Genomic DNA, 16083 nt, shown 5'->3' with positions numbered 1-16083 from the left:
GAAGACCGGCGCCGAGGTGGTCAAGACCCTGATGAAGAACGGCGTCATGGCCTCCATGTCCGACATCATCGACTTCGACACCGCCGCCATCATCGCCGAGGAGTTGGGCTGCAAGGTGGAGCACGAGGTGATCGTCACCATCGAGGAAAAGCTCATCGACACCGCCGAGGATAAGCCGGAGGATCTGGTGCCCCGGGCCCCCGTGGTGGTGGTGATGGGCCACGTCGACCACGGCAAGACCTCCCTGCTGGACTATATCCGCCACGCCCACGTGGCCGCCGGCGAGGCCGGCGGCATCACCCAGCACATCGGCGCCTACCAGGTGGAGGTGCAGGGCAAGACCATCACCTTCCTGGACACCCCCGGCCACGAGGCGTTCACCGCCATGCGGGCCCGCGGCGCCATGATCACCGACATCGCCATCCTGGTGGTGGCCGCCGACGACGGCATCATGCCCCAGACCGTGGAGTCCATCAACCACGCCAAGGCCGCCAACATCCCCATCATTGTGGCCATCAACAAGATGGATAAGCCGGAGGCCAACCCCGAGCGCATCAAGGAGCAGCTCACCAAGTACGAGCTGGTGCCCGAGGAGTGGGGCGGCGAGACCATCATCTGCCCCATCTCCGCCAAGACCGGCGAGGGCATCGACAACCTGCTGGAGATGGTCAACCTGACCGCCGAGATGCAGGAGCTGAAGGCCAACCCCAACCGCTCCGCCCACGGCGCCGTCATCGAGGCCCGGCTGGACAAGGGCCGCGGCCCCGTGGCCACCCTGCTGGTGCAGAACGGCACCCTGAAGCAGGGCGACGTGATCATCGCCGGCACGGCGGTGGGCCGCGTCCGCGCCATGACCGACGCCAAGGGCGAGAAGCTCACCGAGGCCGGCCCCTCCGTGCCCGTGGAGATCATCGGCATGGGCGAGGTGCCCGACGCCGGCGACGACTTCCACGCCGTGGCCGACGAGCGCATGGCCCGCGAGCTGGCCGAGCAGCGCAAGCACGAGCAGAAGATGGCCTCCTCCGCCCCGGTGGGCAAGGTGAGCCTGGAGGATCTGTTCAGCCAGATCCAGGCCGGCGAGATGAAGAACCTGAACGTCATCGTCAAGGCCGACGTGCAGGGCTCCGCCGAGGCCGTCAAGGCCAGCCTGGAGAAGCTGTCCAACGAAGAGGTGCGGGTGCGGGTCATCCACTGCGCCGTGGGCGCCATCAACGAGTCCGACGTCATGCTGGCCACCACCTCCAACGCCATCATCGTGGGCTTCAACGTCCGGCCCGACCACAACGCCAAGGAGTCCGCCGGGCGGAACAAGGTGGATATGCGCATGTACCGGGTCATCTACGACTGCATCAACGAGATCGAGACCGCCATGAAGGGCATGCTCTCCCCCAAGTTCAAGGAAGTGGAGCTGGGCACCGCCGAGGTGCGCAACGTGTTCCGCATCACCGGCGTGGGCATGGTGGCCGGCTGCTACGTCACCGAGGGCAAGATGCAGCGGGGCGCCCAGATGCGCCTGCTGCGCGACAACATCGTCATCTACGACGGCGCCATCGCCTCCCTCCAGCGCTTCAAGGACTCCGTCAAGGAGGTGGCCCAGGGCTACGAGTGCGGCATCACCTTCGAGAAGTTCCAGGACATCAAAGAGGGCGACATCGTGGAAGCCTACCTGATGGAGCAGATTGAGGTGTAACAGCCGCCGAAGGCGGCCCCGAACCGGAGCCCAGCGAAGCGGGTCCGGTTCGGAGAGGAGACACAGCGGAAGGAATGAGCTTTGCCGCCTGCGGCGAAGCGAGTGATCTGGAGCTTGTGTCGACGAGATGGAGCAGATTGAGGTGTAACAGCCGCCGAAGGCGGCCCCTACGCACGCCTATCAACATTTCTGTAGGGGTCGGCCCCCTGGCCGACCCGTTACCCCGTCCATGCAAGGCGGCGGGGCACCGTTTCCCCGCAGGGGCGCACCTGTGTGTGCGCCCGCCCTCCCGCCCCAACCCACAAACCCATACAGGCCCGTTCCGTCCCCAAGTCATTTGAGGAGGGGGCGGGCCTGTGCGTCTTTGTAAGGAGAGTTTATGAGCGCTGTCACCCTGCTGTGCGCCGACCGGCCCCTGCCCCTGTACGACTCCGGCATCCGCCGGGTTGAGACCAGCTCCCACGGCGGGCACACGGTCAGCATTGAGACGAACGGATTTTCCGTGCAGGAGCACACATACTACCGGGAAGCGGTGGAAGACCTGGGCCTGGAGCTGAAGCCATACCAATATGAGCTGGATCTGCGGGCCACGGAGGGTGACGCGGCGGAGCTGCGGGCCTATCTGGAAAAGCACCTGCGCCCCGGCGAGGCCGTGGAGCTGTGGAGCCTGTGGGTAGGGGACGGCCCGACCCGGCCCCACCGCTTCGGCGGCAGGCTGGCCGACCTGGATTTGGATGCCATAAAGCAATTACACGAGCAGTTCCAGATCTGCTTAACCATCGAGAGATAGACCGGGGGCTGAGACCCCCTGGAAAGGAGAACGCTATGCCGAGCAATCGCATCGGACGCATCAACGAGGAGATCCAGCGGGAGCTGGCCGCCCTCATCCGCACGGTGAAGGATCCCCGTGTCCACGGGCTGGTGTCCATCACGGCGGTGGACACCACCTCCGACCTGCGCTACGCCAAGATCTACGTCAGCGTGCTGGACAAGAGCGACGTGGGCGAGGTGGTCAAGGGCCTCAAGTCCGCCGGGGGCTACCTGCGGCGGGAGCTGGGCCGGGCCCTGCAGCTGCGCTACACGCCGGAGCTGCAGTTTGTGGAGGACGACTCCATCGGCACCGGCGCCCATATTCTGAGCATGCTCCGCGACCCGGAGGTGGTAAAGCCCGCCAACCCGGCCAACGAGCACATCCGCCTGGAGGACGAGGAGTGAACGCCATGACCGTCACGGAAGCCGCCGCGTTCCTGCGGGAACACGACAATTACCTGATCCTCACCCACAAGCGGCCCGACGGGGACACCATCGGCTGCGCCGCCGGGCTGTGCCGGGGCCTGCGGGGGCTGGGCAAGACCGCCCATATCTGCCCAGGCACCGGGGCCACCCCCATCTTCCTGCCCTATCTGGAGGGCCTCATGGCCCCGGAGGGCTTCGCGCCGGACACGGTGGTCAGCGTGGACATCGCGGCCCGCAGCCTGTTCACCGACGCCGGCCGGCCCTGGCTGGAGCGGGGGATTGACCTGGCCGTCGACCACCACCCCTCCCAGGAGTTCTTCGCGCGCCAGACCTGCCTGGACGCCGGCCGGGCCGCCTGCGGGGAGCTGATCTACGACATCCTGAAGGAGCTGGGGCCGGTGACGGCCCACATGGCCGCCCCGCTCTATGTTGCCATCGCCACCGACACCGGCTGCTTCCAGTACAGCAGCACCACCGCCGCCACCCACCGGACGGCCGCCGCGCTGATGGACACCGGCCTGGACGTGTTCCCCCTGAACAAGAAGCACTTCCGCACCAAGACCTGGCCCCGCCTCCAGGTGGAGCGCCTGATCGTGGAGCGGATGCACCGCTACGACGGGGGGAAGATCGCCGTGGCCCCCGTGTCCCTGTCCCTCATGGAGGAGGCCGGGGCCGTGGAGGGGGACATGGAGGACATCGCCGCCTTCCTGGGCCAGATCGAGGGGGTGGAGACCTCCGTCACCATCCGGGAGCTGGAGGAGGGCGGCTGCAAGCTGTCCGTCCGCACCGGCGCGGGGCTCAACGCCTCGTCGGTATGCGCCCTGCTGGGGGGCGGCGGCCACGCCGCCGCCGCCGGCTGCACCGTGCCCGGCGGCCTGGCCGAGGCCGAGGCCGCCATTTTGGCCGCCATCCGGCAGGTACAGGCGGAGGTGTAGGGGCGGATATTATCCGCCCGCGTTCCCGCTGACGCACTCCCCAGGGGCGCGGCGGCCCGGCGCGCCGCCTGTGGGGGTATGACAACAGCCCGGCCCGTTTCATGGGGCCCCCGCGCGAGCCCAGCGGCTGTGCCGCGGGTCGTGTGGGGAGAAGGAGGCACAGCGGAGGGAATGAGCTTTCGCGTTTACGCGGAAGCGAACGATCCGCAGCTTGGGCCGACGATGTGGGGCGCGACGACCTCGGCGCGCCATCCACCTGCCGGAGTACCCCCGAGGGCGCGCCTGTGCGGCGCATCCATACGGCAGAGACTTTATTTTTCGCACCCGGAGGTCAGCCATGCCAAACGGAATCATCATCATCGACAAGCCCCGAGACTGGACCTCCATGGACGTGTGCATCCCACAGACGCACGCGTCTGCGGGAACCCTATGATTATTACATCCTCGGCGGAAATGAATTCCGCCTGCGGCGAGGTTTTCGCCGGGGCGAAAACGCTCGGACGACGCAAAAGCGCCGATGCTTGGCGCACAGGGAGGCTTCTGCGTATGCCAAACGGAATCATCATCGACAAGCCCCGAGACTGGACCTCCATGGACGTGTGCATCCCACAGACGCACGCGTCTGCGGGAACCCTATGATTATTACATCCTCGGCGGAAATGAATTCCGCCTGCGGCGAGGTTTTCGCCGGGGCGAAAACGCTCGGACGACGCAAAAGCGCCGATGCTTGGCGCACAGGGAGGCTTCTGCGTATGCCAAACGGAATCATCATCATCGACAAGCCCCGGGACTGGACTTCCATGGACGTGTGCGCCAAGCTGCGGGGGATTTTCCACGAGAAGCGGGTGGGCCACGCCGGCACCCTGGATCCCATGGCTACCGGCGTACTGCCGGTGTTCATCGGCCGGGCCACCCGGGCGGTGGAGTTCGCCAGCGAATCCGAAAAGGAATATCTGGCGGAGATAAAACTGGGCGTTGTCACCAACACCCAGGATACCACCGGCGAAATCCTGGAGAAGCGCCCTGTGTCCGTCACCCGGGAGGAGCTGGAGGGGGCCCTGGCCCATTTCCGGGGGAATATTCTCCAGATCCCCCCCATGTACTCCGCCATCAAGCGGGACGGCAAAAAGCTCTACGAGCTGGCCCGGGCGGGGAAGGAGGTGGAGCGGCCTCCCCGGCCGGTGACCATCCACGCCCTGGAGGCGGGAGAGCAGACCGGGCCGGACACCTACACCCTGCGGGTGCGGTGCTCCAAGGGCACCTATGTGCGCACCCTGTGCCACGACATCGGGCGGGCCCTGGGCTGCGGCGGGTGCATGTCCGCCCTGCGGCGCACCGGGGCTGCCGGCTTCACCCTGGCCGACGCGGTGACGCTGGAGGCGGTGCAGGCCGCCCCTGAACCGGCGGCTCTGCTCCGGCCGGTGGACGGCTGCTTCCGCGGGTATGACGCGGTGGAGATCGACCGCCGGGCCCTGTCCAGGGCCAGAAACGGCAACCCCTTCCCCTGCCCGGCCGGCGTGCCGGACGGGGTCTACCGCTTCTACGGCCCCGGCGGGGAGTTCCTGCTGCTGGGCCGGTGCGCGGGCGGGACGGCCACCACCATCAAGAGCTTTTTCGAGGTGTAAGCGCAATGCAGACTGAAAAACGAGTCATTGCCCTGGGCTTCTTCGACGGCGTGCACCTGGGCCACGGGGCCCTGCTGCGCCGGGTGGGGGAGAAGGCCCTGGAGCTGGGGGCCGTGCCGGCGGCGGTGACCTTTGACACCCACCCGGAGAACCTGATTTTGAAAACCCCGGCGGTGCCCCTGCTCAGCTCCCCCCTGGATCGGGCGGAGCTGATGCGCCGGTGCTACGGCATCCGGGAGGTGATCGTGGCCCACTTTGACGAGCGGATGATGCACATGCCCTGGCGGGAGTTCGTCACCGACTATCTGGCGGCGGAGCACGGGGCGGTGCACCTGGTGGCGGGCCACGACTTCCACTTCGGCTACAAGGGGGAGGGCAACCCGGAGCGGCTGCGGGAGCTGTGCGGCCAGCTGGGCATCGGCTGCGACATCATCCCCAAGGTGGAGAAGGATCACATCACCATCTCCTCCACCTACATCCGCACCCTCATCGCCCAGGGGGAGATGGAGCGGGCCAACCAGTTCCTGGGCCACCCCCACACCCTGACGGACACGGTGGCCCACGGCAAAAAGCTGGGCTCCACCCTGGGGTTCCCCACGGTGAACCTCCACTTCCAGCCCGGCGTGCTGGTGCCCGCCCACGGGGTGTACGCCACCCGGGTCTACTTCGAGAACGGGGAGAGCCGCCCGGCGGTGACCAACATCGGGGTGCGCCCCACGGTGGACGACGGCGACCGGGTGACGGTGGAGGGGTACATCCTGGACTTCCACGGGGATCTCTACGGCCAGACCATCCGCATGGAGTTCTACAAGCGCCTGCGGGGGGAGCGGAAGTTCGACAGCCTGGAGGCCCTGAAGGCGGAGGTCATGCACAACGCCCAACAGACCAAGGAGTATTTTGACCGGCAGAACGCAGCCCAATAAGTCAATCGGAGCCACCCACCGGAAGAAAGGGGTCACGGCATGCGGTATTCAAAAATCTATCCCGCCTCGCTCTGCTTCTGCGTCTTTCTGGCGGCGGTGGGGGTGATGCTGGGCGATCCGGCCCAGATCATCCCCGGCATCCGCACCATCATCCTCATGGAGGACGCGCTCATCACCGACTACATCCAGATCGCCGGCATCTCCGCGGCCTTTGTCAATTCCGCCCTGGTGACCCTCATCAGCGTGGGGCTGCTCTGGCTGTGCAGGGAGGCCCCCAACGGCTTCACCATGGTGGAGCTGGGCCTCATGGCCGGCTTCGCCCTCTTCGGCAAGAACATCGCCAACATCTGGCCCATCATCGCCGGCACCTTCCTCTACGCCAAGGTGCGGCGGGAGCCCTTCGGCAAGTACGTGTCCATCGCCCTGCTGGCCACCGCCCTGGCGCCGGTGGTCAGCTATGTGGCCATCGACAACGGCTTCGGCAACCTGTGGTGGGGCATCGGGGTGGGGGTGCTCATCGGCTTTGTGCTGCCCCCCCTGTCGGCCTACACCTACAAGATCCAGAACGGCATGAACCTGTACAACATGGGCTTTGCCTGCGGCGTGCTGGCCATGATCCTGGTGCCGGTGATGAGCTCCCTGGGGGCGGATCCCAACATCGCCAGCCACTGGTCTACGGGCAACAATCTGCCCCTGGCCCTGGCCCTGGGGGTTCTGTGCGCCGTGCTGATCCTCACCGGCCTGTTCCTGTGCGGACGGCCGGCCTGGGCGGCCTGGGCGGGGTACCGGCGGCTGCTGCTCACCACCGGCCGGGCCCCCAGCGACTACCTGCGCATGTTCGGCGCCGCGCCGGTGCTCCTCAACACCGGCATCAACGGCCTCATCGGCATGCTCTTCATCCTGGCCACCGGCGGGGATCTCAACGGTCCCACCCTGGGGGGCATCTTCGCCATCATGGGCTTCTCCGCCTTCGGCAAGCACGCCCGCAACATCCTGCCCATCATGGTGGGCGTGGTCATCGGAGGCGTGTGCATGCACTGGCGCATCAACAACCCGTCGGTGCAGCTGGCCATGCTGTTCGGCACCACCCTGGCCCCCATCTCGGGCTACTTCGGCTGGCCCTTCGGCATCCTGGCCGGCTTCCTCCACTCCTCGGTGGTGCTCCACGCCGGCACCCCGGTGGAGGGCGTCAACCTCTACAACAACGGCTATTCCGGCGGCCTGCTGGCCATCGTGCTCTACCCCCTGCTCACCGAGGCCATCCGCCACCGCAGGCCGGAGCTGGAGGACAAGGACTACTTCGACGTCATGGAGCACGACGAGCCCCAGATCCCCCCGCCCGCCCGGCGGCGGTGAGCCGCCGCTGACCTCCGCGCGCCCTGTGCGGCGCGAGAAAGGTGGAGTCCATGACTCTGTTTAACCTGCTGTGGCTGTTCTTCTGCTACGCCTTCCTGGGCTGGGTGCTGGAGACGGCCCTGGCCGCGGTCAGGCAGCGGCGCTATGTGGATCGCAGCGTCCTCTTCGGCCCCTGGTGCGCGTCCTACGGCCTCACCGCCGTGGTGCTGTCCGAGGGCCTGACCGAGCTGCGGGGCAGCTGGTTCTTCCTCTTCCTGGGCTGCGCCGTGGCCGCCACGGTGGTGGAGTGGATCTCCGGCCACCTGCTGGAGAAGGCCACCCACACCCGCTGGTGGGACTATTCCGGCCGGAAGTGGAACCTGGACGGCTACATCTGCTTCACCGCCTCCCTGGTGTGGGGCGCCCTGGGCCTTATCGCCGTGCAGTGGGGCAACCCCCTGCTGCTGGCCCTGTATGAGCTCATCCCCCCGCTGGTGCGGGAGATCCTTCTGCTGGTGCTGGTGTGCGTGCTGGCGGCGGACGTGCTGGGCACCCTGCTCACCCTGCTGGGGGTGCGCAGCGTCCTGCCCCCGGTGGAGCGGCTCAACAACCGCCTGGCCGCCCTGTCGGTGCGCATGGGGGAGTGGATCCTCCGCCACACCGAGGGCCGCATCCAAAAGGCCTATCCCCGGGCGGACTTCGTCCGGCGGAAAGAAGCCGTCAAGGTCAATCCCTTTACCAAAGGTGCCAGCTTCTACAGCATCCTGCTGTTGTTCTACATCGGCGGCGTGTGCGGCGATCTGGCGGAGACCCTGTTCTGCCGCGTCCGCCTGGGCTGGTGGATGAGCCGCTCCAGCGTGGTGTGGGGCCCCTTCAGCATCGTGTGGGGCCTGGCCCTGGCGGCGGCCACCCTGCTGCTGTACAAGTACCGGGAGCGCTCGGCCAGCTTCTTCTTCGTGGCGGGCACCCTGCTGGGCGGCCTGTACGAGTATCTGTGCAGCGTGTTCACCGAGCTGGCCTTCGGCACCGTGTTCTGGGACTACAGTTCCATCCCCTTCAACCTGGGCGGGCGGATCAACCTGCTCTACTGCTTCTTCTGGGGCTTTGCCGCCGTGGCCTGGTTCAAGGGGCTCTATCCCGTCCTGGCCCGGTGGATCGCCAAAATCCCCGCCCGGCCGGGCAAGCTCCTGGTGTGGGCCCTGACGGTGTTCATGGCGGTGAACATGGCCTTCAGCGCCGCGGCCCTGACCCGGTACAGCCAGCGCGCCGCCGGGGAGCCGGCCGACCAGCCCTGGCAGGTGTGGATGGACGAGCACTACAACGACGACGTGATGTACCGCATCTACCCCTACGCCAAGATGACGGATTAGCAAGACGCCCCGGGCGGCCAACGGCCGCCCGGGGCGTCTCTCGTTCTGTGGGTTACACGCGGATGCGCTCGATGCCGTCCACCGCAGCGGCCACCAGGCCGTCCACGTCCAGGGCGGCCTCGGCGGCCTCCAGCTCCCCCAGCATGGGGTGGAGCCGGGGGTGCCGGGGGGTGAATACAGTGCAGCAGTCCTCGTAGGGGAGGATGGAGGTCTCAAAGGTGCCGATCTTCCGGGCGATGCGGACGATCTCCTCCTTGTCCATGCCCACCACCGGCCGGAGGATGGGCAGGGTGGTGACGGCGGTGGTGGCCCGCATGGCGTCCATGGTCTGGCTGGCCACCTGGCCCAGGCTCTCGCCGGTGACGATGGCCCCGGCGCCGCACCGCTGGGCCACCTGCTCGGCGATGCGCATCATGAACCGGCGCATGAGGACGGTGAACAGCTCCTCGGGGCACCTGCGGCGCAGCTCCTCCTGGATGGCGGTGAAGGGCACCACGTGGACGGTGAGCCGTCCGCACCAGGGGGTGAGGATTTTGGCCAGATCCAGCACCTTCTGCTTGGCCTCCTCGGAGGTGTAGGGGTAGGAGAAGAAATGGACCATGTCCAGGGCGATGCCCCGCTTGGCGATCATCCAGGAGGCCACCGGGGAGTCGATGCCGCCGGACAGCAGGCTCACCGCCCGGCCGCCCACCCCCACCGGCAGGCCGCCGGCGCCGGGCTCCGGATCGGCGTGGACGTAGGCGGCGTAGTCCCGCACCTCCAGGTGCACCGTCAGCTCCGGATGGCGCACGTCCACCTTCAGGTTGGGGTATTTCTCGTCCAGCTCGCCCCCCACATACTGGGACAGCTGGATGGAGGTCATGGGGAAGCTCTTGTCCGCTCGCTTGGACTCCACCTTGAAGGTGTGGGCGGCGGAGAGCTTGTCCCCCAGGTACTCGATGGCGGTCTGGAGCATGGCGTCCGCGTCCTTCTCACAGGCCCGGGCCCGGGACAGGCCCACCACGCCGAACAGGCGCTTCATGGCCTCCCACGCGCCATCCAGGTCGCAGCTGTCGTCCTGGGGCTCCACATACATGGTGGACTGCTTGGTGTATACCTTGAATTTGCCGTGGGCCTGGAGCCGGCGGCGGGCGTTGGCGATGAGCCGGTCTTCAAAGGTGCGCCGGTTCAGGCCCTTAAGCACCAGCTCCCCCAGCTTCAGCAGAATAATCTCGTTCATCTCGCATCGGATTCCTTTCCAAAAGTCTCATTATTATATCCGATTTGGGTATTTTTGTCCAGCCCGGCCCTATCGGCGCAGATAGGCGCTCTCCCGGTACTGGACGGCCTCGGCCAGGTGCTCCACGCCGATGTCCGCCGCGCCGTCCAGATCGGCGATGGTGCGGGCCACCCGGAGGATGCGGTCATAGCTCCGGGCGGTGAGGCCCATGCGCTGGAAGGCCCCCTTCATGACGGCCTGGCCGTCGGCGTCCAGGGCGCAGTACGCCGCCAGCTCCGCCGGGCCCATGTGGGCGTTGCAGGACGGGCCGTCCGGGCCGAAGCGGGCGGCCTGCACCGCCCGGGCCGCCTCCACCCGGGCGCGGATGACGGAAGATGGCTCCGCCGCCGGCCGGCGGGAGAGCTCGTCAAAGTCCAGGGGGGGCACCTCGGCGTAGAGGTCGATGCGGTCCAGCAGGGGGCCGGACAGCTTGCCCAGGTACTTCTCCACGTCCCTGGGGGAGCAGCGGCACCGGCTGCCGTAGCCGTACCAGCCGCACTTGCAGGGGTTCATGGCGCACACCAGCATGAAGCGGGCGGGGAAGCGCTCGCTGCCCGCCGAGCGGCTGATGGTGACCCACCCCTCCTCCAGGGGCTGGCGGAGCACCTCCAGCACGTCCTTGTGGAACTCGGGCAGCTCGTCCAGGAAGAGCACCCCGTTGTGGGCCAGGGAGATCTCCCCCGGCCGGGGCACGGGGGTGCCGCCGCCGGCCATGCCGGTGGATGAGATGGTGTGGTGGGGGGCGCGGAAGGGCCGCTGCACCAGCAGGGGGCGCTCGGCGCTGGTGAGGCCCATCACCGAGTGGACGGCGGTGGCCTCCAGGGCCTCCCGGCGGCTCAGCTCCGGCAGGATGGAGGGCAGGCGGCGGGCCAGCATGGACTTGCCCGAGCCCGGCGGGCCCACCATGGCGATGTTGTGGCCCCCGGCGGCGGCGATCTCCAGGGCCCGCTTGGCGCTCTCCTGGCCCTTCACGTCGGCAAAGTCGGGAGCGGGGCCGGCGTCCGCGCCGGGGATCCAGGGGGCGGCGGGGGCGATGGGTTCCTCCCCCCTCAGGTGGGCCACCAGGGCGGCCACGCTCTCCACCGGGTAGACCTCCATGCCGCCGGCCAGGGTGGCCTCGGCGGCGGAGGGGGCGGGGACGTACAGCCGCTTCACCCCCGCCTCCCGGGCGGCCAGGGCCATGGGCAGCATGCCCGCCACCGGCCGCAGGGTGCCGGACAGGGACAGCTCCCCCACAAAGGCGCTGTCCTCCCCGTCCAGGCGCAGCTGCCCCCCGGCGGCCAGGATGCCCACCAGCATGGGCAGGTCGTACACCGTGCCCACCTTCCGCCGGTCCGCCGGGGCCAGGTTCACCGTGATGCGGGACACGGGGAAGGGGAAGCCGCAGTTGCGGATGGCGGCGCGCACCCGGTCCCGGGCCTCCTTCACCGCCGCGTCGGGCAGGCCCACCACCTCAAAGGCGGGCAGGCCGGCGGACAGATCACATTCCGCCCTCACCTCATAGCCCGCAATCCCGCTCAGTCCCAGGGAGCGCACCTCACAGAGCATGCCACCGCCGCCCTTCCTTTTTTTTATAGTATAGCATGAAAAAAGGGGGCCTGCCAAGGGGGTGGAAGGGGGGGAGAGCGGAGTGTGGATAAACTGCATATTTTAGCCCTTCTAGTTTAGTTAGTTATAGCTAATATCAAAAGTTTTTCCGCAAAACGCCCCAAAAAAGCGGATCATTTTTTCTAATTCAGGAACAAAAAAGAAAAATTAAATTTGGAGGGCAGAATGGATTTACAAACGGGAAAGATGGTGTTACAATGAAGGCGCTTAAACGGCCTACCGGCAGGTAAGCCGCGGCAAAAACCGCCAGGGTAATGGGAATCGGGCCCGGCCGGACCGGCGGCGGGGACGGATTCCCATTGCCCTGGAGCGACAGACAAAGAGGAGGAATCGTTTCAAATGGCTAGAAAGCTGAAAACGATGGACGGCAACACCGCCGCCGCCCATGTGTCCTACGCCTTCACCGAGGTGGCGGGCATCTACCCCATCACCCCCTCCAGCCCCATGGCCGACAATGTGGATCAGTGGGCTGCCCAGGGCCGCAAGAACATCTTCGGCACTACCGTCAAGGTCATTGAGATGCAGTCCGAGGCCGGCGCGGCCGGCACCGTCCACGGCTCCCTGGCCGCCGGCGCGCTGACCACCACCTACACCGCGTCCCAGGGCCTGCTGCTCATGATCCCCAACATGTACAAGCTGGCCGGCGAGCTGCTGCCCGCGGTGTTCCACGTGTCCGCCCGTACCCTGGCCACCCACGCGCTGAACATCTTCGGCGACCACTCTGACGTCATGGCCTGCCGCCAGACCGGTTTTGCCATGCTGTGTGAGTCCAACCCCCAGGAGGTCATGGATCTGGGCGCCGTGGCCCACCTGGCCGCCATCAAGGGCCGCGTCCCCTTCCTGAACTTCTTTGACGGCTTCCGCACCTCCCACGAGATCCAGAAGATCGCCATCTGGGACAACGAGGATCTGGCCGACATGGTGGACATGGACGCTGTGGAGGCCTTCCGCAAGCGCGCCCTGAACCCCGAGCGGCCCGTCATGCGCGGCTCCCACGAGAACGGCGACATCTTCTTCCAGCACCGCGAGGCCGCCAACAAGTACTACGACGCCATCCCCGGCATTGTCGAGGAGTACATGGGCAAGGTCAACGCCAAGCTGGGCACCAACTATCAGCTGTTCAACTACTACGGCGCTCCCGACGCTGACCGCGTGATCATCGCCATGGGCTCCATCTGCGACGTGGCCGAGGAGGTCATCGACTACCTGAACGCCCACGGCGAGAAGGTGGGCCTGGTGAAGGTGCGCCTGTACCGCCCCTTCCGCGCCGACAAGCTGCTGGAGGCCATTCCCGCCACCGCCACCAAGATCGCCGTGCTGGACCGCACCAAGGAGCCCGGCGCCCAGGGCGATCCCCTGTACCTGGACGTGGTCACCGCCTTCGCCAACGCCGGCCGGCAGGCCACCATCATCGGCGGCCGCTACGGCCTGGGCTCCAAGGACACCCCGCCCAGCAACGTGTTCGCCGTGTATGAGGAGCTGACCAAGGACGCTCCCAAGCGCCAGTTCACCGTGGGCATCGTGGACGACGTGACCTTCACCTCCCTGGAGGAGAAGCCCTCCCCCAACACCGCGGCCCCCGGCACCATCGAGTGCAAGTTCTGGGGTCTGGGCGGCGACGGCACCGTGGGCGCCAACAAGAACTCCATCAAGATCATCGGCGACCACACCGACAAGTACGTGCAGGCCTACTTCCAGTACGACTCCAAGAAGACCGGCGGCGTGACCATCAGCCACCTGCGCTTCGGCGATGAGCCCATCCGCGCCCCCTACTATATCAACAAGGCCGACTTCGTGGCCTGCCACGTGCCCGCCTACATCGTCAAGGGCTTCCCCATGGTCCGCGACGTGAAGGACGGCGGCGTGTTCCTCATCAACTGCCAGTGGTCTGACGAGGAGCTGGATCACCACATGCCCGCCGTGGCCAAGCGCTACATTGCCGAGCATAACATCCAGGTCTATACCATCAACGCCATCGACCTGGCCATCGAGATCGGCATGGGCAAGCGCACCAACACCATCCTGCAGTCCGCCTTCTTCGCCCTGGCCAAGGTGATGCCCGAGACCGAGGCCATCGGCTACATGAAGGACGCCGCCACCCACTCCTACCTGAAGAAGGGCCAGGACGTGGTGGATATGAACCACAAGGCCATCGATATCGGCGCCACCGCCTTCCACAAGTTTGAGGTTCCCGCCTCCTGGGCCACCGCCGAGGACAAGCCCGTGGCCGAGCACCTGGAGGGCGATCCCGCCACCGTCAAGATGGTCAAGGAGATCATGGAGCCCGTGGGCCGCATGGACGGCGACAGCCTGCCCGTGTCCGCCTTTGCCAACGGCCATGAGGACGGCACCTTCTGCCAGGGCGCTTCCGCCTATGAGAAGCGCGGCGTGGCCGTCACCGTGCCCGAGTGGGATGCCAGCAAGTGCATCCAGTGCAACCAGTGCTCCTACGTCTGCCCCCACGCCACCATCCGTCCCTACGCCCTCACCGAGGAGGAGGCCAAGAACGCCCCCGCCGCCGCCAAGATCGTGGACATCAAGGCCGGCAAGGGCAAGGGCGAGTACAAGTTCGCCATCGCCATCTCCCCCCTGGACTGCATGGGCTGCTCCGTGTGCGTCAGCACCTGCCCGGTCAAGGCCCTGGAGATGAAGCCCCAGGAATCCCAGGCCGAGCAGCAGGCCGTGTTTGACTACATGGTGGCCAAGGTTGCCCCCAAGGCCGACATGGAGGACACCAAGACCGTCAAGGGCAGCCAGTTCAAGCAGCCCCTGCTGGAGTTCTCCGGCTCCTGCGCCGGCTGTGCCGAGACCGCCTATGCCCGCCTGGTGACCCAGGTGTGCGGCGACCGGATGTACATCACCAACGCCACCGGCTGCTCCTCCATCTGGGGCGGTCCGGCTGCCACCTCTCCCTACACCGTCAACAAGGAGGGCAAGGGTCCCGCCTGGGCCAACTCCCTGTTTGAGGACAACGCCGAGCACGGCCTGGGCCTGTTCCTGGGCCAGAAGGCCATCCGCGACCGGCTGGCCGCCAAGACCCGCGAGCTGCTGAACGTGTCCTGGTGCACCGCCGCCATCAAGGAGGCCGGCCAGAAGTGGCTGGACACCATGGAGGACGGTGAGGCCAACGGCGAGGCCGCCAAGGCCTACATCGCCGCCCTGGAGGACGGCCTGTGCACCGTGGATGAGCTGTGCGCCTGCCCCGATGCCAAGCTGGCCGCCCACGGCCAGGAGCTGAAGGCCGCCGGCAAGCAGTTCTGCGACTGCGACGCCTGCAAGCTGGCCGCTGAGATTCTCCAGGAGAAGGAGTACCTGAACAAGAAGTCCATCTGGATCTTCGGCGGCGACGGCTGGGCCTACGACATCGGCTACGGCGGCCTGGATCACGTCATCGCCTCCGGCGAGGATGTAAACATCTTCGTGTTTGACACCGAGGTGTACTCCAACACCGGCGGCCAGGCCTCCAAGTCCTCCAACATCGGCCAGGTGGCCCAGTTTGCGGCCGCCGGCAAGACCCAGCCCAAGAAGAGCCTGGCGGAGATCGCCATGCAGTACGGCTATGTCTACGTGGCCCAGGTGGCCATGGGCGCCAACCCCAACCAGACCCTGAAGGCCATCACCGAGGCCGAGGCCTATCACGGCCCCTCCCTGGTCATCGGCTACGCCCCCTGTGAGATGCACTCCATCAAGGGCGGCATGGCCAACTGCCAGATGGAGATGAAGAAGGCCGTGGAGTGCGGCTACTGGAACCTGTTCCGGTTCAACCCCGCCCTGAAGGCCGAGGGCAAGAACCCCTTCACCCTGGACTCCAAGGCCCCCGCCGGCGGCTATCAGGAGTTCCTGATGAACGAGGCCCGCTACTCCTCCCTGACCCGCGCCTTCCCCGAGCGCGCCAAGGAGCTCTTCGCCGAGAACGAAGAGGCCGCAAAGGCCCGCTACGAGCACCTGACCCGTCTCGTCGAGCTGTACAAGTAATCAAGTTCGCACAAGGGCCCCGGACTTCTGTCCGGGGCCCGCTTTTATGGCGGCCTCTTCGGGGGCCCCGCCGCAGGCGGGGCGCGCCGCAAGGCACGTCCAAGCGTTTTGCCGAAGGCAAAACCTTG

Annotated in this window: 11 protein-coding genes; 9 read left to right on the top strand and 2 right to left on the bottom strand. The window is 66.8% G+C overall.

The annotated features are described in order from the left end of the window. From infB to QZ378_RS03905, 8 genes are all read left to right on the top strand, one after another. Nucleotides 1–1690 (top strand): translation initiation factor IF-2 (gene infB, locus QZ378_RS03940; RefSeq protein ID WP_291257381.1); only part of this gene is annotated, 1690 nt, incomplete at its 5' end. Between the two features lie 379 nt (nt 1691–2069). Continuing rightward, nucleotides 2070–2480, top strand: coding sequence for a hypothetical protein (locus tag QZ378_RS03935; RefSeq protein ID WP_291257380.1), 411 nt, complete (start codon nt 2070–2072; stop codon nt 2478–2480). Between the two features lie 35 nt (nt 2481–2515). Continuing rightward, the gene (gene rbfA, locus QZ378_RS03930; RefSeq protein ID WP_191380171.1) at nt 2516–2905 is read left to right on the top strand and encodes a 30S ribosome-binding factor RbfA; all 390 of its coding nucleotides are present in this window, start codon (nt 2516–2518) and stop codon (nt 2903–2905) included. A gap of 5 nt (nt 2906–2910) precedes the next feature. Then, a complete protein-coding gene (locus QZ378_RS03925) occupies nt 2911–3861 on the top strand; it encodes a DHH family phosphoesterase (protein ID WP_191380172.1) in 951 nt (316 codons plus the stop codon). A gap of 752 nt (nt 3862–4613) precedes the next feature. Continuing rightward, complete coding sequence (gene truB, locus QZ378_RS03920; RefSeq protein ID WP_291257379.1) at nt 4614–5486, top strand: tRNA pseudouridine(55) synthase TruB; 873 nt, start codon at nt 4614–4616, stop codon at nt 5484–5486. A 5-nt stretch (nt 5487–5491) separates the two neighbouring features. Next, complete coding sequence (locus QZ378_RS03915; RefSeq protein WP_291257378.1) at nt 5492–6409, top strand: bifunctional riboflavin kinase/FAD synthetase; 918 nt, start codon at nt 5492–5494, stop codon at nt 6407–6409. Nucleotides 6410–6448: 39 nt separating this feature from the next. After that, nucleotides 6449–7765 carry a DUF1576 domain-containing protein gene (locus QZ378_RS03910; RefSeq protein ID WP_191528997.1) on the top strand — a complete coding sequence of 439 codons (1317 nt, stop codon included), beginning with the start codon at nt 6449–6451 and terminating at the stop codon, nt 7763–7765. Nucleotides 7766–7815: 50 nt separating this feature from the next. Continuing rightward, complete coding sequence (locus tag QZ378_RS03905; RefSeq protein ID WP_291257377.1) at nt 7816–9114, top strand: putative ABC transporter permease; 1299 nt, start codon at nt 7816–7818, stop codon at nt 9112–9114. A gap of 52 nt (nt 9115–9166) precedes the next feature. Here the strand turns inward: QZ378_RS03905 and thiI are convergent, their stop codons facing one another. Both thiI and QZ378_RS03895 read right to left on the bottom strand, forming a co-directional pair. Continuing rightward, entirely contained in the window at nt 9167–10333 is a 1167-nt protein-coding gene (thiI, locus tag QZ378_RS03900) for a tRNA uracil 4-sulfurtransferase ThiI (RefSeq protein ID WP_291257376.1), read from the bottom strand. 69 nt (nt 10334–10402) lie between these two features. Beyond that, nucleotides 10403–11920, bottom strand: a complete 1518-nt coding sequence (locus QZ378_RS03895; RefSeq protein ID WP_291257375.1) for a YifB family Mg chelatase-like AAA ATPase — start codon at nt 11918–11920, stop codon at nt 10403–10405. Between the two features lie 399 nt (nt 11921–12319). Here QZ378_RS03895 and nifJ point away from each other — a divergent pair, with 399 nt between their 5' ends. Beyond that, on the top strand, nt 12320–15955 hold the full coding sequence (gene nifJ, locus QZ378_RS03890) for a pyruvate:ferredoxin (flavodoxin) oxidoreductase (RefSeq protein WP_291257374.1): 3636 nt from the start codon (nt 12320–12322) through the stop codon (nt 15953–15955). Nucleotides 15956–16083 lie beyond the last annotated feature (128 nt).

The sequence above is a fragment of the Flavonifractor sp. genome, from assembly GCF_019422385.1.
Classification (GTDB): Bacteria; Bacillota; Clostridia; order Oscillospirales; family Oscillospiraceae; genus Flavonifractor; species Flavonifractor avistercoris.
Note: the sequence above shows the minus strand (reverse complement) of the source record. Positions and strands in the feature narration are given on the sequence as shown.